Origin of the sequence: Bacillus sp. 179-C3.3 HS (assembly GCF_047229225.1) — a bacterium.
Taxonomy (GTDB): domain Bacteria; phylum Bacillota; class Bacilli; order Bacillales; family Bacillaceae; genus Bacillus.
In genome coordinates this window covers 24457-41707 of record NZ_JBFEFT010000030.1, presented here as the reverse complement: position 1 = coordinate 41707, position 17251 = coordinate 24457, and the positions used below count along the sequence as shown (strand labels likewise).

General features: G+C 39.7%; 18 protein-coding genes, 3 pseudogenes and 1 riboswitch. Of the genes and pseudogenes, 17 read left to right on the top strand and 4 right to left on the bottom strand.

Annotated elements, in window-relative coordinates:
* From AB1K80_RS15870 to AB1K80_RS15815, 12 genes and pseudogenes are all read left to right on the top strand, one after another.
* Positions 1–912 (top strand): pre-toxin TG domain-containing protein (locus AB1K80_RS15870; RefSeq protein ID WP_412857794.1); only part of this gene is annotated, 912 nt, incomplete at its 5' end.
* Positions 913–939: 27 nt separating this feature from the next.
* Positions 940–1302 (top strand): hypothetical protein, encoded by a 363-nt coding sequence (locus tag AB1K80_RS15865; protein WP_412857793.1) that lies wholly within the window; start codon positions 940–942, stop codon positions 1300–1302.
* Positions 1303–1835: 533 nt separating this feature from the next.
* A complete protein-coding gene (locus tag AB1K80_RS15860) occupies positions 1836–1913 on the top strand; it encodes a hypothetical protein (RefSeq protein ID WP_412857797.1) in 78 nt (25 codons plus the stop codon).
* Between the two features lie 120 nt (positions 1914–2033).
* Positions 2034–2131 (top strand): annotated as a pseudogene (locus AB1K80_RS15855) (hypothetical protein); the annotation flags it as partial.
* Positions 2131–2571 carry an SMI1/KNR4 family protein gene (locus AB1K80_RS15850; protein WP_412857792.1) on the top strand — a complete coding sequence of 147 codons (441 nt, stop codon included), beginning with the start codon at positions 2131–2133 and terminating at the stop codon, positions 2569–2571. The pseudogene AB1K80_RS15855 and the gene AB1K80_RS15850, both read left to right, overlap by 1 nt.
* A 409-nt stretch (positions 2572–2980) precedes the next feature.
* Positions 2981–3412 (top strand): annotated as a pseudogene (locus tag AB1K80_RS15845) (pre-toxin TG domain-containing protein); the annotation flags it as partial.
* Positions 3395–3898 (top strand): annotated as a pseudogene (locus tag AB1K80_RS15840) (hypothetical protein). The pseudogenes AB1K80_RS15845 and AB1K80_RS15840, both read left to right, overlap by 18 nt.
* Before the next feature lie 29 nt (positions 3899–3927).
* Positions 3928–4443: a SecY-interacting protein Syd gene (locus AB1K80_RS15835; RefSeq protein WP_412857796.1), complete on the top strand. Its 516-nt coding sequence runs from the start codon at positions 3928–3930 to the stop codon at positions 4441–4443.
* Between the two features lie 457 nt (positions 4444–4900).
* Positions 4901–5293, top strand: a complete 393-nt coding sequence (locus AB1K80_RS15830) for an immunity 50 family protein (RefSeq protein WP_412857791.1) — start codon at positions 4901–4903, stop codon at positions 5291–5293.
* 100 nt (positions 5294–5393) lie between these two features.
* Positions 5394–5621: a hypothetical protein gene (locus AB1K80_RS15825; RefSeq protein WP_412857789.1), complete on the top strand. Its 228-nt coding sequence runs from the start codon at positions 5394–5396 to the stop codon at positions 5619–5621.
* Positions 5622–5862: 241 nt separating this feature from the next.
* Positions 5863–7272: an MFS transporter gene (locus AB1K80_RS15820; protein WP_412857788.1), complete on the top strand. Its 1410-nt coding sequence runs from the start codon at positions 5863–5865 to the stop codon at positions 7270–7272.
* A 93-nt stretch (positions 7273–7365) separates the two neighbouring features.
* Positions 7366–8553, top strand: coding sequence for an amidohydrolase (locus tag AB1K80_RS15815; RefSeq protein WP_412857786.1), 1188 nt, complete (start codon positions 7366–7368; stop codon positions 8551–8553).
* Between the two features lie 54 nt (positions 8554–8607).
* Here the strand turns inward: AB1K80_RS15815 and AB1K80_RS15810 are convergent, their stop codons facing one another.
* The 3 genes from AB1K80_RS15810 to AB1K80_RS15800 form a co-directional block, all read right to left on the bottom strand.
* On the bottom strand, positions 8608–8871 hold the full coding sequence (locus tag AB1K80_RS15810; protein ID WP_412857785.1) for a response regulator: 264 nt from the start codon (positions 8869–8871) through the stop codon (positions 8608–8610).
* 98 nt (positions 8872–8969) lie between these two features.
* Positions 8970–9539, bottom strand: a complete 570-nt coding sequence (locus AB1K80_RS15805; protein ID WP_412857783.1) for a GNAT family N-acetyltransferase — start codon at positions 9537–9539, stop codon at positions 8970–8972.
* A 147-nt stretch (positions 9540–9686) separates the two neighbouring features.
* Positions 9687–9947, bottom strand: a complete 261-nt coding sequence (locus AB1K80_RS15800; RefSeq protein WP_412857782.1) for a GlsB/YeaQ/YmgE family stress response membrane protein — start codon at positions 9945–9947, stop codon at positions 9687–9689.
* Between the two features lie 155 nt (positions 9948–10102).
* On the opposite strand from AB1K80_RS15800, the gene AB1K80_RS15795 reads away from it, so the two are divergent.
* Positions 10103–10933 carry an EcsC family protein gene (locus tag AB1K80_RS15795; RefSeq protein ID WP_412857781.1) on the top strand — a complete coding sequence of 277 codons (831 nt, stop codon included), beginning with the start codon at positions 10103–10105 and terminating at the stop codon, positions 10931–10933.
* A gap of 32 nt (positions 10934–10965) precedes the next feature.
* Here AB1K80_RS15795 and AB1K80_RS15790 read toward each other — a convergent pair whose 3' ends face one another.
* Positions 10966–12063 (bottom strand): TRAP transporter substrate-binding protein, encoded by a 1098-nt coding sequence (locus AB1K80_RS15790; protein ID WP_412857780.1) that lies wholly within the window; start codon positions 12061–12063, stop codon positions 10966–10968.
* A 68-nt stretch (positions 12064–12131) separates the two neighbouring features.
* On the opposite strand from AB1K80_RS15790, the gene AB1K80_RS15785 reads away from it, so the two are divergent.
* The 4 genes from AB1K80_RS15785 to AB1K80_RS15770 all read left to right on the top strand — a co-directional run bounded on the left by AB1K80_RS15785 (position 12132) and on the right by AB1K80_RS15770 (position 17053).
* The gene (locus AB1K80_RS15785; RefSeq protein WP_412857779.1) at positions 12132–13751 is read left to right on the top strand and encodes an ATP-binding protein; all 1620 of its coding nucleotides are present in this window, start codon (positions 12132–12134) and stop codon (positions 13749–13751) included.
* On the top strand, positions 13748–14431 hold the full coding sequence (locus tag AB1K80_RS15780) for a response regulator (RefSeq protein WP_412857777.1): 684 nt from the start codon (positions 13748–13750) through the stop codon (positions 14429–14431). Before AB1K80_RS15785 ends, AB1K80_RS15780 begins: the two co-directional genes overlap by 4 nt.
* Positions 14432–14552: 121 nt before the next feature.
* Positions 14553–15821 carry a C4-dicarboxylate transporter DctP gene (gene dctP, locus AB1K80_RS15775; RefSeq protein ID WP_412857776.1) on the top strand — a complete coding sequence of 423 codons (1269 nt, stop codon included), beginning with the start codon at positions 14553–14555 and terminating at the stop codon, positions 15819–15821.
* 209 nt (positions 15822–16030) lie between these two features.
* Complete coding sequence (locus tag AB1K80_RS15770) at positions 16031–17053, top strand: AI-2E family transporter (protein WP_412857775.1); 1023 nt, start codon at positions 16031–16033, stop codon at positions 17051–17053.
* Between the two features lie 63 nt (positions 17054–17116).
* A riboswitch (cyclic di-AMP (ydaO/yuaA leader) is annotated at positions 17117–17251 on the top strand.

The window sequence follows — 17251 nt, the reverse complement described above, 5'->3', positions numbered from 1 at the left end:
CAAGAAGCCCTCGCCAACCGCCCTTGGCATGAAAAAGCACTTGATTATGGCGGAATGCTCGTGAATGAACTGACAGGCGTAAACGACGCACAACGAGCCGCAACAGGCGTTGACCCGATCACGGGTGAACAGCTCACCTCAGGTCAACGAGTCGCTGCAGGCGGCATGGCAGCGGCAGGCTACATCCCAGTTGTCGGCTGGGCGGGGCGCATTTTTAAAGGTGGAAAAGCGATTTACAAAACGTCTAAAGCCACATCCACCGCAGTCAACGCAGTGGATATTTATAAGACATCTCAAAAATCCTTTGATGCACTTAAAACAGCGCAAAAAGGATTATATGGTATCACAGCCGCGAACGGATTCAGTGAAGCAATTATTGGTAGAGATATGTTTGGGAATAAGATCTCTAAGGAACAGCAGCAAGCGAGTATGGATGCGGCGCTAGGAATGCTTTTGCCGTTTGGGGTGAAAGGGTTTCATGGTAAGATGGGAGTAACTCCAAACATCTCAAAAAGACATGATGAAATAGCTCATGATAGTTATTATGGAAGAAAGGATTTTAGAACAAAGATAAACAATGCAATTTATTATCATCATGATAATAAACATTTAAAGGCTAGAACTGTTGAAGAAGCTAAACGTTTTAGTGAGACAGGGAAAAGAAACGCTCAATATCTACCTGATGTCAACAATAAGTCTATAGAGAAAGAAGCACTTCACAAAGGACATATCATTGATAATGGTAATAATAACTACTATTTCATTTATGATACAGGTAAAATCGTTGGTTATGATAATGGAAAACCTACTAATTGGATTAGAGGTGAACTTACGAGTGGGAATGTGTATCATGGCCATCCGATTGCAGGAGATCGATTAAATAAATATTTAAATAAATTAAATCTTAAATAACTAGAAAATCGCTAAAGAGGTAAAAATATGAAAAAATATGTAAAGCTTGATGTCCCTGAAGTAAACATTCATCCATTAAGAATAACAGAAGGTTGGGATATGCGTTATAACAATTTTTGGGAAATAGACCCTAAAAAATTAGATTCAGATGATGATAGATGGTTTATGTTCACTGAAAGTTTGTTGCAAATTTATCATGAGAAATCATCAATTACATTGGATTTAGGTTGGAATCCTGATTTATCTCCTGATGGTAATTACCTTGTTCTAATTGTTAAGAATAAAGATTGGGAAAATCCTATTCATGAGTTCACTTCTGATGACTATAACAAAGTGATTGATTTTATAGAATCCCAATTAAAATATATTACATCTAACTGGTGGAAATAATATTATAGTTAAGTGATTTAAAAAGAACCTGCGGACGCTAATTAATGAGCACAATAAGTGCCTTATCTGGTGTCCGCTTTTTTATTGGGGGCGGCGTCTATCCTTAACAATTTTGTTTCTATATTCGAAACAAAAGATGGCGTGTTTGAATGGGTGGTAGATCCTACTACTAACACAGTAACCCATAGAACATTTATACCTGGTGGAAAAGTTACAGGAAAAATAAATCAGTGGGGGAAATAGAGAAATGTATAAAATTGAAATAATAAAAAAATGGTTTTGATTGCAACTGGAATACGCTGTTTGTTGGTAGAAATTTAAATTTAATTTCTGCTTTAGAAGTAACAAATTACGCTGTTAAATATCTAGAGAATAATCCTGCAGAAATATAAAGTGAAAAAGGAAATTTATAGTAGGGTGTATAGCTATGAATTGTACATGCGGAAATGTGTTACTTGAAAGTATAATGAGTTTACTCGATTTACAATTAGACACGATGCCAGACGTAAAATAATTTTACAGCTTCGGTTTTAATTGCAGAAATAGGTGATGTACGCCGTTTTGCAAATGCCAACAAATTGGCACGATTAGTCAGCCATGGGCCAGTTTAATAAAGGAAGGGAACAGAAAACACAGGAGAATCGGGCGCTACACGCTTTATTTTCCAAACGATCCGTTCTGTAAGTGCCAAGCATACTATCAAAAGAAAGCTTAAAGAAGTAAACAAAGGATGGAATAGGCATCCTGCAAAATCCCCAAATGAGCATCGAGCTGGTTTCATGGAAATGGTTCACCAGCAAGTACACTATTTAAAGGAGGTAAAAAATAATGAGCTATGAATTTATGAAGGTAAACCAAGAAAATAGTTTTTATCCAGTGACTGAAAACGAAATAAAAGAGGTTGAGAAGGAACTCGATTTAAAATTTCCAAAGGAGTTAGTTAATTTTTACTTAGAGGTTGGCTACGGATTTATTAAAGGTACGGAGTTTAATATTAATCGTATTATGGACCCGTATTCAGTAAGGGATTTTCGATTAAGAGTAAATGATTTTGAGTTTTATCCTGACATAGAAATCTATGATGAATTTGAGAATAACAAACTAATATTTTTTGAAGGCAACGAATCAGCTTTAATGTCAATAGAATTGAATGAAAATAATAGAAGCGCAGTATACTATTATGATATTCAAATTGCGACTTCTCTTGAGGAATTTTTGAGAAAGATAGAAGAAAACGATAAATATTACTTGGAATTGCTAACGGATTAAAGAAAGATAATAAAAGATACCTTGAATGGTTTTACGCCTTTCAAGGTTTTTTTATTTTACAATATCTTTCACAGACTCATTGCTACCCAGTACTGAGTAAGTCAATTCATATATATAGATTTCACCATTTCGGTTGTACGTTAGATGCATGCACGTACTCTAATATTGCTTATTCGGCTACTTGAACAAGTTTATTATGGTTATATACCACTATGATGTACCTGTTTTGTAACTATATATTCTTTGATTCATTGGTGATACGTAAAATGATTGTGGTGGAATTGCCAAAGTGGCGCTCAACTAAATGAAGATTAGAAATTGACAGCTGATTTTACAGGAGGTGTTGGTTCACTTTTCGTCTGTCAAAGTTGATTTTGTAGTGGTGTTCAACACAAGCAGATTTAGGCGGAATATTGTCAATGAACTGACAGGCGTAAACGACGCACAACGAGCGGCAACAGGCGTTGACCCGATCACGGGTGAACAGCTCACCTCAGGTCAGCGTGTCGCCGCAGGCTACATCCCAGTTGTCGGCTGGGCTGGGCGCATTTTCAAAGGTGGAAAAGCGATTTATAAAACGTCTCAAGCCACATCAGCCGCAGTCAGCGCAGTGGATATTTACAAGACATCACAAAAATCCTTCGATGCACTTAAAACAGCGCAAAAAGGATTATATGGTATCACAGCCGCGAACGGATTCAGCGAAGCAATTACTGGAAGAGATATGTTTGGGAATAAGATCTCTAAGGAACAACAGGAAGCCAGTATGAATGCAGCGCTTGGAATGCTTTTGCCGCTTGGGGCGAAAGGGTTTCATGGTAAGATGGGGGTTAAGAGTACGGGTGAATCGGTTAAGAAGATAGGTGATATTAATGATCCTATTAGAACATATCGTGGTGCTGATATAGGTAAGCTAGAAGCTAAATATACTGCGGATCCTCGGCTAACTGTCGAGATGCCCTATGTTGGTAAAGGCCAAAAAAACACCAATGCAGAGGGTTGGTTACGCGATAAAGATTTTTATTGGAAAGAGATGTTAGAGAAGTATCCACAAGCTTTTAATAGGTCAAATAAACAAAAATTAGAATTAGGATTCTCACCTATAAACAATCCAACGTTTAGAAAACATTTTCCCTAATATGATTTAAAAGAATTATATAATGACACTCTAATACATCATCACATTGGTGGTGGAGGTCAAGCTGTGGCAGTACCCTCAAAGCTACATCCAGGCTTAGGAGGGATTCATAATGTTGAGAAAAGCGCAGGAGTTTGGGGAAATGACCAAAAATATGCTGAACTATTAGAAAAATTTCTAGAAAAGTAAGGGTGATTATTTTGGTAATGAAGGATGCTATGAGCAAATATTTTAATTTAAGAAAAGAATATTTTGATAAAGGGTTAGAGTTTTTATTTAAAACGGAGTATAACGAAGAAGTTGATTCATTTATATATCAGGGTGAAATGGATGATGAAGAAGAGATTTCATGGAAACCTATTGAAAAAAATAGTAAGAATGAATTAACGACGATTGAGGAAAGATTTAAACTTAAACTGCACCCTTCAATTGATGATTATTTTAATTCTTACTGGTTTGCTGATTTAGATGGATTTATTGGCAAACATTATATTAGGCTAGAACCTGTATTACCAAATATTGAATTGGATTCATTCGAGGGTAATTTAGGAGGATATAAAAATAATCACAATAATGTTGATAAGACTCCAATAGGTGTAGAGGGGAACGGTTTGATAGTTGTCGTAGATAATGTAAGTGGTAAGGTTGAATTGGAGGATTTTGAACGAGGTTCGTTTGAAGGGATTTCGGATAGTTTAGATGAGTTAATTGCTAGTTTAAAGTTACAAAAATAAGATCCTAAGAACATTTTTACAATAAAATGCCTAATATGAAGTGCAGTTCTAGTGTTAGATCCAATTGAACTGCAGTTTTTTATAGAAAAATATAATATAAAATCAAGCTAAGATCTACTTGAAAAACATATGAAATTAAAGCACTTGATTGTCAATTATGGCAACGAGTGCTTTTTTATATTTGGCGTAGAAATAAGCTGGTACACGCATAATATTATAAGCGTATTAAGTGTTACAATTTTATAGACTGTGGTAGTTTTTACAATGTAAGACACTATTTATTTGAAGTCACCATAAAGACATTTTAACAGATGTATGTTACGAACACGTGACCCGCAATAAGTGTGTAAATGTTACAAGGGCTTTAATTTCTGTAACGAGAAGGGGCCTGAATCGATGGAGAAAGTAGTAAGCTAAAAACTAAACAATACATAACCCAAAATGAGGAGTATTCTAAATGATAAAAGAAGAAAAAATTATGAATCCACAAGCGATGAATCAAATTTTTGGAGGGATGCCGCGTTTTGAAGATGCAGAAATTATGAATGTTGATTTAAACAGAGATGGTCCTAGCTTATTTATACGTCTCATGACAAAAGCTACTGTGAAAAACAAACCTAAACGTTGGGGAGACTTTGATGTTGTCTATGTTGAATTTTCATTTATTGGTGTAAGTGATTTGGCGATTAGACACTTAGGGGTTAATAACTTAATTGACCATTTTGAAATTAGCACAACAGAGAATGGGGCATTGTTAAAAATAAACTGTAAAAATCAAATGCAAATTGAAACCTTATTTGATTGGGCGAGGGTTGAACAGATTTCGCCAGGATTGATTGGGGATTCATAAACATTTCATTTTTACTCATCTACAAATCATCGCCTTAGTCTTCACAGTACCAAAAGCCCTGTGTTAAAATAATCCAATCACATAAAAAGGGGAGTATCACATGCTTTGGATTTTCACACAAGATCAACAAAGCTTGATTCATGTCAATGAAGTGACAGTGAAGGGGAAAAAAGTGGAGGGCAACATGGGAAGTGATTCGATGGATTGGAGCAAAGTGCTTGGGAAGTATGATTCACAAGATCGGGCAGCAGAGATTTTGCAGGATATTGTGAAGGCACTTGAAGGGAGTCAAGATGCATCTGTGACATACAGAATGCCTAAACAATAATGTCATCCACTTATCTGTCTATGTAGGGTGCAGTGATGAAGTCAAAAAGTCAGTTCCTATTGAAGGAGCTGGCTTTTTTGTTTCATCAAGAAAGATCTGTGACGTAACGCTCTCATTTCTCCCCATTTTAATATCAAACAATAAGAATTCATGGGGAATCTAATTTTATGAATAGAATTCACCTTTTACCAAATATTAATAGTAGGTTTTTGAAAAGAAAATAATCAATTGGAGGTTCAATATGGAGACTGCTTATAAGGGCACAGATAAAATGATCATCGGAATTGTGTTTGGGGTCCTGACGTTTTGGTTGTTTGCCCAATCAATGGTTAACATTGTTCCGGCAGTACAGAAGGATTTAGGTATTTCGTTAGGGATACTGAATGTAGCCATCAGTTTAACCGCTTTATTTTCTGGCATCTTTATTGTGGCGGCGGGAGGCGTCGCTGATAAAGTCGGGCGTAAGAAAATCACCTATCTTGGCTTGGTCTTAAGTGTCATCGGTTCTCTCTGCTTGATTTTAGCCAATGGTGCTATTTTATTAATCGTCGGGCGTGTCATCCAAGGTCTTTCAGCGGCGTGTATTATGCCTGCAACGATTGCCTTAATGAAAGAGTACTTTGAGGGGGCTGAGCGTCAGCGCGCCTTAAGTTACTGGTCGATCGGGTCTTGGGGTGGATCTGGGGTTTGTTCATTTGCTGGAGGGGCAATCGCCACCTATATGGGGTGGAAATGGATTTTTGTGTTTTCCATTATCTTTAGCCTCCTTGCCATGTGGTTAATAAAGGATACGCCTGAAAGCAAAAGTGAAGATTCGGGCTCTTTTAAATTTGATTTTGTTGGATTAGGCATTTTTATTGTGACGATGGTGGCTTTAAATCTTGTTATTACAAGAGGTGGAGAGTTTGGCTGGACAAGTCTATTCACAATCGCACTGACGGCCATTTTCCTTGTAGGGATTATTATTTTTATCAAAGTAGAAAAGAAAAAAGAGCATGCCTTGATTGACTTCAGTTTGTTAAAAAACAAACCGTATACAGGTTCAACCATTTCTAACTTTCTATTGAATGCGGTAGCGGGAACACTCGTCATTGCTAATACTTATGTGCAAGTCGGTCGTGGTTTTACAGAATTTCAAACGGGTATGCTCTCTCTAGGATATTTAGTGGCTGTATTGGCGATGATTCGAGTGGGCGAGAAAATTTTACAGCGAACAGGGGCAAAAATACCGATGGTCTGGGGTGCCATTTTGACCACAATTGGTGTCGCTGTCATGGGATTGACGTTTTTACCAGGTGCTCTCTATACCATCGTCGTTTTTGTAGGATATGCGATTTTTGGAATCGGCCTCGGGATGTATGCCACTCCTTCCACAGATACGGCGGTTTCAAGTGCACCCGCTAATAAAGTTGGAGAAGCTTCAGGTCTTTATAAAATGGCGAGTTCTTTAGGTGGTTCGTTTGGTGTGGCCATATCAGCAGCAGTATATGGAGCGATCCAATCGATATGGAGTCTAGAGGTGGCAGCTACTGCGGGAATTATCACGAATGTTATCTTTGCTGTTCTCTCCCTCATATCCATTCTCATGTTTATTCCAGGAAGAAAAACACCGGAAGATACATCAGAACCTACACAATCACCTGCCACTTAAGGCATTCACCAATTATGAATTTTGCCGTTTGTTTTAGGGATAAACCTTACTTAGACAACGAGAACTGAAACATTCAGAAAGGAAGGTCAGTGCATGAAAAGCCAACTCATCAAAATGCTAGAAGACCGAAAAGAGGAAATCATAGAAATACGCCGTTACTTACATGAACATCCTGAATTATCCTTTAAAGAAGAAAAAACAGCCCAATATATTATCGATTTCTACAAGGGTAAGGATGTCGAAATTGAAACAAATGTAGGCAACGGGTACGGGATTATCGTGACAATTAAAGGGGGAAAACCAGGGAAGACCATTGGGCTTCGTGCCGACTTTGATGCGCTTCCCATTATTGAAGAAACAGACCTTCCTTTTAAATCTAAAAATGAAGGCGTGATGCACGCTTGCGCCCATGATGGACATACTGCTTATTTATTAGTCCTCGCTGATTGTCTCATTCAATTAAAAGATGAGATCCCTGGGGAGATCAAAATCATCCATCAACATGCGGAAGAAGTACCACCTGGAGGGGCAAAGAGTATCCTAGAATCAGGAGCACTCGATAGCCTTGAGCATATTTTCGGCATTCATTTACTTCCGACGGACCCAGCTGGTACAGTCGGATATCATAGCGGCTTTTCAATGGCCGGTCGCTCATATTTAAAATTAGGTATTCAAGGAATTGGCGGACATGGCTCCTCCCCGCATTTAGCCAATGATGCCATTGTGGCAGGAGCTCATTTCGTCACAGCGATTCAAACTGTCATTAGTCGTCGCTTAAACCCATTTCATATGGGCGTCATCACCATCGGTTCTTTTGATGGGAAAGGGACCTTTAATGTGATTAAAGACCGAGTAGAACTTGAAGGTGACATTCGGTATATGAACAATGAAACCAAACAGGCGATTGAAGATGAAGTTCGCCGAATAGTTCAAGGGGTTGAAGCTGAATTTGGCGTAAAGTGTGACCTGACATATACGTCTGATTATCCCCCTCTATACAATGACCCTGAAATCACTGAGAGAGTCAGAGCAAGCCTTGAAGCTGCAAATGATCCAGATATTAAAAAGGTCGCTGAATATCCAATGATGTCACCATCTGAAGATTTTGCCTATTATTTAGAAAAAATCCCTGGTTGCTTTTTTTACATTGGTGCTACGCCAAAAGGAATCGACAAACCGTACTTTAACCATCATCCGAAATTTGATATAGATGAAGATGCCCTGATTGTGGCCGCGAAGGCAGTAGGTTATGTCGTTTGTGATTACTATGGCTTAGAGTAGCGAGTCTCATAAAAACAAAAACCCACCTTTTCATGAAAAAAAGGTGGGTTTCGTTTAAGATTGTGTTTTGCCAAAAGCCATGAACAGTGGGATACCTGTGCCGACAAGTGTCGTGGCAAACAAGAATAGCCCGCAAATAAAGAGAAAATGGCTGGCAGAAAAGACAAATGCCAAAATAAGAAAAGCGATGCTAAGCCCTGCCATACAATAGGATGGGACAAAGCGGCGCTTGTATGTGGCTTTCTTTGTAAGAAATGAAAAGAAAATGCCAAATAATAAAGGGACAATCCATAAGTAAAATAAAATAAGAAGAGACATATAACATACCTCGATTTTTTCCTTCTATTTTAACAGATGCCGATCTGAACGTGTACCTAAAAACTTCACTTTGTAAAACGTTCATTCAATCGACACAATTAATGTGGGTGATTCATATGGAGAGCTTGATGTTTCATATATTCAGGTTGTAATAATGCATAGACACAATGGTCGGCAAATCGGTCACCAAGCCACTCGCATTGTCTTAAAATGCCTTCAAGAGAAAATGATAATCGTTCTGCGATTCGTCTACTTTTGTTATTATCGACAGCCGCTCTAATCTCAATGCGATGAAGCCCGCACTCCGCAAATAAATAATGAACGAGCGCTTTGCACGCTTTTGTCATAATCCCTCTGCCTTGGTAGCCTTCACCAAGCCAGTAGCCAATGGAAACGGTTCGATTGACCCACTGAATCTGATGAGTGCCAATGACACCAACAAGCTCACCACGGAACCAAATACCAGCTTGAAACCCATTGTTCTGCAATGCTTGCTGCATGGCACCTTGGATGAATGCCATACTGTCTTCTTCCGTTTGCGTTGAATCCACCCAAAGCATCCATTCTCGTAAATGTTGTCTCGATTGTTGGATGAGTAAGAATAGACTCTTTGCGTCTCTAGGCTCAAGAAGCCGTAAGGTCACATCTTGATCTTGATAAAAAAACATATGAACACATCCTCTCAGAGGAAATTTTACCATAACAAGACAATACAATCATTGCCTTTTACAAAAAGTCACAATCATATCGAAACAAAACCGATTAAAAAACACCGCCATTTCAGACGGTGTCCCTACTGCTCCCTCTATCGGTTTTTAAGAAACCCTTGATCCAACACTGCGGAAGATTAGGCTTAAGATAATCACAAAAATGGCAGCTCCTAATATGGCTGGAATGATCGCAAACCCTGCAAGGCTAGGACCCCACGTTCCAAGTAATCCATGACCGATCCAAGCACCTGCAAGCCCGGCAATCATTGACCCAATCCATCCTCCTGGCACACTACCACCGGCAAGTGCACTCCCAATGAGACCAATGACAATCGCAACGATTAATGAAATCAAAAATCCTAACATGTTGATCATTCCTCCTTTGATTATTTATTAATCATTAACCGTTTTGGAAAAGATTGAAACCTATCGGAACCGATTCAATGTTCCGATACGTATGAAAGACAAGAATTGTGTATAATAACAGAAATAACGTTCGGCATCATAAGGAGGAAGAAGGCATGGAGGAAAGAGCGTGGCTAAAAGCACAATTAATTGAGATTGAAAAATGGGAAAAAGAACAGCAAAAAGTGTGGTTTTGGGAGAAGCTCAGCCGGTTGCCATTTCAAATGTTGGACAAGATGACTCCTGCCTTTATCCAAAAGAAAATCGGTGTTTTACTAGATGAAATGGGTCATTACATTCAATCTGGGGGTGCCTACTTAACTTCGGAAAAAGGCATCATTCATCAATTTCAGAAGAAATGTGCGAATGAGTCCATTCAGCGTATAGCAGACATTCAAAAAGCCCCGATTGAAGTAATGGACACGATTAGTGAACACATGGGGAAGAACAGAGCGAACCTTGCCACTGTACAAGGTGCGACCACAGGTGTTGGCGGAATGCTTACACTAGCGGCAGATATTCCCGCTGTGCTGGGACTATCATTGAAAACGTTACAAGACATTGCGGTCACATATGGCTACGATCCTAAAAACAAAGAAGAACGGGTATTTATCATCAAATGTTTACAGCTGAACTCAGCTGATGTGGTCGGAAAAAAGTCGATCTTAAAGGAACTCAAGAGCTACCACGCCTCTGAAGGAAAGCATGAAAACATGATTTCTCAAATTCAAGGATGGCGTGAAGTGGTCTATAACTACAGAGACTCCTTTGGGTGGAAGAAGCTCTTTCAGCTTGTCCCTATTGCAGGTATTTTGTTTGGTGCGGTATCCAACCGTTCACAGCTAAAGGGGATTGCAGAAACAGGCATCATGCAATATCGAAAGCGTAGAATCCTCACAAGACTTGAAGAACTCGATCAAGAAGAACAGGCACAATCTAGAGCATAAATAAGAAAAATCCCTAGTGAAAAGGGATTTTTTTATTTGGATGATTCATTTTCTTGAAAAGCATGGGTGGGAGAGTGTTCGTAACGTGCCCGAAGCTCGCGAATTTGTTTCATCAAGGTGGCACTGATGGTTTTTTCGGCTTCATCATAAATCGGTTCGAGCGCCGCTACCCATTGCTGCCTATCTGCTTGTGTTAATTCATGTATCGCAATAGAAGATTGATGTTTAATTTCTTCTAGCTGGTCTTCATTCATTTGTTCCGCATGTTTTTCGTTCCAAGCAGTTGTTTCCTCCATGGCCTCTAGTAAAATTCTTTTTGTTTCAGGTGTTTGGCGATCAAAGAATGATTGATCCATTAAGACAACATATCCTAAATACCCGTGATTACTGATCGTCATATAGTCTTGTATATGATAGAATTTTTTTGAATAAATATTTGAAATTGTATTTTCTTCACCATCTACCTGTTTCGTTTCTAACAGTTGAAACGTCGAGTTGAACGATTCTTGATAAGGCTTTGCGCCAAGAAGTCTGAATTGTTTTTCAATCATATCACTTTGCATAATGCGGAGAGATTGATTTTTTAAATCACTGGGCTGTTTGATCGGTCCTTTATTCGTCGTAATTTGCTTAAAGCCATTTGTCCAATAAGCCATTCCTTTTAATCCGTCTTTTTGCAACGTCCCAAACAATCTCTGTCCAATGTCACCATGCAGGCCGTCTTGAACTGCATCATAATTAGAAAAAGCAAATGGAAGATCAAGCGCTAGCCATTCAGGTGATAGCATGCCCAGCTTTGAGGTAGACGGTGCGATAAATTGTACTTGATTCTCCTTTAGTGCATTAATCTCTTCAATATCGGAGTAAAGGCTCCCATTTGAAAAAATTTGAATGGTGATCCGGCCATCTGATTTCTCTTGTACCAGTTCAGCAAATTTCTTGGCGGCCAGTCCTTTCGGTGTATTGTCTGCCACGACATGGCTGAACTTGAACACAAGCTGATCCTTCAGTCCAGCCTGTTCATCATCATATATGGTTGTTGATTTCGGCATCATATGATAAAAACCAAAGTATAAAGCGGTTACAAAACCGATGATAAGCAATAGTGAATAGGCTAGTAAATTCTTCATGCGTTACATCCCCCTTCTGTCAAGCATACTTGACAAAGGAAGAATTCGTAAAGATACAGGTGAAAAAAATGAGAAGAGATCAATTCAACATACACCAACTCTCTATTCGGTGGAAGCTCACCATCCTGACCTATTTCGTTGTCATTTTCGCCCTTCTGATTGGGGGAATTGTTCTTGTTGGAGGAATACAGCAAACAGAGGAACGAGAGCTTCGAAAAAGGCTGATGAACACAGCGAGAACAGTGGCGGAAATGAATGAGGTGAAACAGGCATTAGTTGATCAGACGAAGGATCGGGCTCAATTACAACGTGCGATCGAAGAGATTCGCATTATTCAAGACGCAGATTACATTGTGGTCATGGATATGGAACACATCAGATTAACGCACCCGGTCAAAGCCAGAATTGGGCAGCGATCTGAAGGGACGGATGAGGAACCTGCTTTTGCAGAGCATATTTATTTCTCAGAAGCACAAGGAGAGTTAGGAACTGCGATTAGGGCTTTTTATCCGGTAAAGGATGAGAAGTTTAAGCAAACGGGGGTCGTGCTTGTAGGGAGAACATTGCCAAGTATGGCTGATATATTAGGAGGAATGAAGCGCGATATCATCATGATTGTCATCATGACTCTGAGCTTCGGGCTCGTTGGTTCTTTCTTACTCGCTCGTCATATTAAACAGCAAATGTTTAAATTGGAGCCGCATGAGATTGTGAGAATGCTAGAGGAACGTACGGCCACCTTTCACTCAATCAACGAAGGGGTCATTGCCATTGACAATCAGCATATGATTACGATTTTTAATGAAAAAGCGAAGCAAATTTTTGGGGTGACAGGTGATGTGATCGGCCGGAATATATGGGGTGTTTTGTCCGATACGAGATTACCTGAAATCATTGACCGTGCAGAACCTGTCTATAATGAAGAGATTCAGATGAGCGGAAAGCGGATTGTGAGTAACCGGATTCCAATTGTCATGAAAAAGAAAATCATCGGAGCGGTCGCTATTTTCCAGGACCGGACAGAGGCGGCTAAGTTAGCAGAGGAACTAACAGGGGTCAAGAATTTTGTAGACGGCTTACGGGTGCAGAACCATGAACATATGAATAAGCTTCATACCATTGCAGGACTGATTCAGCTAGGAAAAGCGGATCAAGCCTTGGATCTTGCGTTTCAAACGACTGAAGAACAGGAACATGTCACAGACTTCCTTCACCGTGTGATTCAGCATGATGCGGTCGCTGGCCTTTTAATGAGCAAGATCCGAAGGGGGAAAGAGCTTGGGATAAAGGTTGAAGTAGATGAAAATAGTCGCCTGCGCGAGTTTCCAGAGCGACTAGATCAGCACGACATCACGAAGCTTCTAGGTAACCTCATCGAGAATGCCTTTGCTGCTTTTGATTCGGTAGAAAACGATTCAAAACACATGTTCATTAGTATTGATCAAAGCGACGATGTTCTAGCGATTTTGATTGAAGATGAGGGGTCTGGTATAGAAGAGGAAGTGATTCCTCATATTTTTGAAAAAGGCTTTACCTATGGCAAAGAAGGGGGAACAGGCTACGGTCTGTATATTGTAAAAACGATAATCGACAAAGGGATGGGAACTGTAGAAGTCACATCAAGCATCGGCATGGGTACCACCTTCTCAATCGAATTCCCAATGACAATAGAGGAGCGAGATAAATGACTCAGATCAAGGTGCTATTAATTGAGGATGATCCGATGGTACAAGAAGTGAATAAAGAATTTATTACGAGCGTACAAGGCTTTCAAGTCGTGGCAGTGGCAGGGAATGGTGAACAGGGCATCCAACTGATCAAAGAAATACGTCCAGATCTCGTTGTACTAGATGTTTATATGCCAAAAAAAGATGGCATCAAAACACTGCAAGAGATCAGAAAACAAAAGATTCAGGTCGATGTGATCGTCATTTCGGCAGCAAAGGATAAAGAAACCATCGGGATCATGCTTCAAAATGGCGCACGGGATTATATCATCAAGCCGTTCAAATTTGAACGAATGAAAGAATCACTTGAAAGCTTTAAAGCGTATAAAACGAAGATTCGCACTGCGGAAGAATTTTCTCAAGAGATGCTCGATGATATCATTCGGAAGCCTGCGGTGAAGCAAGAAGATTCATGGCTTCCTAAAGGGCTCAATGTGCATACGATGAACGAAATTAAAGCATATATGCGCCTGCAAAACGGGGCGCAGTCTGCGGAAGAAGTAGCCAATGCACTTGGCATCGCCCGTGTCACCGCACGCCGATATTTAGATTTTCTTGTGAAAGAACGAGAGCTTAAATTGGATATGCAATATGGCGGGATTGGACGGCCTGTGAATAAATATATTGTTCAGTCTCACTAAAGACCAAAAAGACCAAAATGTTCGATATGTTCATAAGCTTCACACCCTTTGATGAACTCGCTATGATTTAGCTACAGATAGCGGTTAAGCGTTTACATCAAAGGGTGAGGGAGTGTTTTTTATGAAAAGGCTTTTCAAGAACCTGACATTTCAGGTCGTGGCAGCTGTCATTATCGGGGTCATCGTCGGGATGGTATGGCCAAACGTCGGGAAGGAAATGAAACCGCTTGGTGACACATTTATCAATGCTGTTAAAATGGTCATCGCACCAATTATTTTCTTAACCATTGTCCTTGGTATCGCCAAAATGGGCGACATGAAAAAGGTTGGAAAAGTTGGGGGAAAAGCATTTATTTATTTTGAAGTCGTCACGACACTTGCTCTGGTCATTGGTCTTATGGTTGTGAACTTGATGAAGCCAGGTGCTGGTCTTGACTATAGTAAGCTAGAAAAAGGGGACGTCTCAGAGTATACCCAAAACGGGGGACAGGGTATCGACTGGATGGAATTTGTTACACACATTGTGCCATCTAATATGGTAGATGCCTTTGCAAAGGGAGATATTTTACAGGTCTTATTCTTCTCTATCTTATTTGGGGTCGCCCTTGCGGCACTAGGTGAAAAGGGGAAAGGGATCATCGAATGGCTTGATAAGCTATCGCTTGTCTTTTTCAAAATCATTGGATATATCATGCGTGCAGCGCCACTAGGTGCATTTGGCGCAATGGCGTATACAATCGGACATTTTGGATTGGCGTCCATTAAACCACTGGCGTCGCTCATGCTTTCTGTTTATCTGACCATGTTTTTATTTATCTTCGTGGTCTTGAATATCATTTGTAAATTATATGGATTTAGCCTATTAAGCTATCTTCGTTTTATCAAAGATGAAATTTTAATTGTTCTTGGCACAAGTTCTTCGGAATCTGTCCTCCCGAGAATGATGGATAAAATGGAGCGCTATGGCTGTTCTAAGTCTGTTGTAGGGCTTGTGATTCCAACGGGGTATTCCTTTAACTTAGACGGCACCTCGATTTACTTATCAATGGCTGTGGTATTCCTAGCACAAGTCTTTGGGGTTGATTTGTCAATCGGACAGCAGATCACGATTATTCTCGTCCTCATGCTCACATCGAAAGGAGCAGCAGGAGTGACAGGAAGCGGATTTATCGTGCTGGCATCTACGCTTGCTGCACTGCAAGTGATTCCGCTCGAAGGGCTTGCCTTGCTGCTTGGTGTGGATCGATTCATGAGTGAAGGAAGAGCCATTACAAACCTGATTGGAAATGGAATTGCAACAATTGTTGTAGCGAAAAGTGAAGGCGAATTTGATGAAGCAAAAAGTAAAACTGCGCTTCAGGAAATGCGTCATATGAAACAGGCTGTGTAACATACCTACAATGCAAAACCGAACCTTATGTACGACATGGGGGTCGGTTTTTTTATGTCTATAAGAAAAAAACATAAACACTTGATAAAAAAAAGACCGAATTGTAAGACCACATTGCCCTTTTATTATATAATTTACAGAAAGATCCGATATAATGGATATGAGATTGGAAGAAAAATAGACTTTAGTCCTGGCAGGTGTGTAACGTAATGGAGGCATTTTTAAAATTATTTGAAAAACCCGGCGTGAAGCGGTTTTCAGTATTTGTTGTATTAGCCACAGCTTTATATCTACTCAGAGGCATGATGAATTTAATTCTCCTGACCTTCATTTTCACCTTTTTAATGAATCGCTTAGAGCAAGTGACAAGAACTTTTTTGAATCGATTCCTAAAAATAGGGCAAAAATCGGTGATTACCATTTTGTACATTCTTCTAGCGGGCGGGCTGACGTTTGGTGGTTTTGTGCTTGTCCCCATCATCGTCAAACAGGTGGAGCAACTGTTTCATTTTGGAAAGAATATTGCCGATCATCCACAAGATTTGCCCTTCTTCGACGTCATCACGAACGTATTTGGAGATTTCAAGATTTCCGCCTATTTTGAGAAAGGATTTAATTTTCTCTATACATACTTAACAGATTTCAGTGCGTTCAGTATCCAGGTCATCATGTCTGTCATACTCAGCATGTTCTTTCTGCTCGAAAAGGAACGCCTCATTCAATTTATGCATAAGTTCAAAACGAGTAAAATCTCCGTGTTTTATCATGAAGTTGCCTTCTTTGGACGTAAATTCTCAAGAACATTTGGGAAGGTGCTAGAAGCCCAGTTTATCATTGCAGCCGTGAACTGTGTGTTAACGACCATTGCTCTTGGCATCATGGGATTTCCGCAGTTATTTGGATTAGCGGTGATGGTGTTCTTCCTAGGTTTAATACCTGTCGCAGGTGTGGTCATCTCACTCATCCCATTGAGTATTATTGCATACACCCTTGGGGGCGGCATGTATGTCTTTTATATTGTGTTGGTCATCGTGATCATCCATGCAATCGAGGCTTATTTCTTAAATCCGAAACTCATGTCAGCTAAAACGGAACTCCCTATTTTCTTCACGTTTATTGTGTTGATTTTCTCTGAACACTATATTGGGATTTGGGGGCTCATTATTGGTATCCCAATCTTCGTGTTTATTTTAGATATCCTTGAAGTCACGAATAAGGAAGAAAGTAACTAATAAGGTCAAATGAACCTGTTTACAATTGTTTAAAAATAAGGTATAAATGGTATGAAAATATCATATGACCACACGCTTAATCCTTCTAAAGGAATGGGGGACCCATTTTTTTGGGGTGAATTTTTCTCTTTATGAGAAGAAAGGACAACTCTTCGTCCTAACCCGTCAGCTAACCTCATCAGCGTGAAGAGAGTAAAC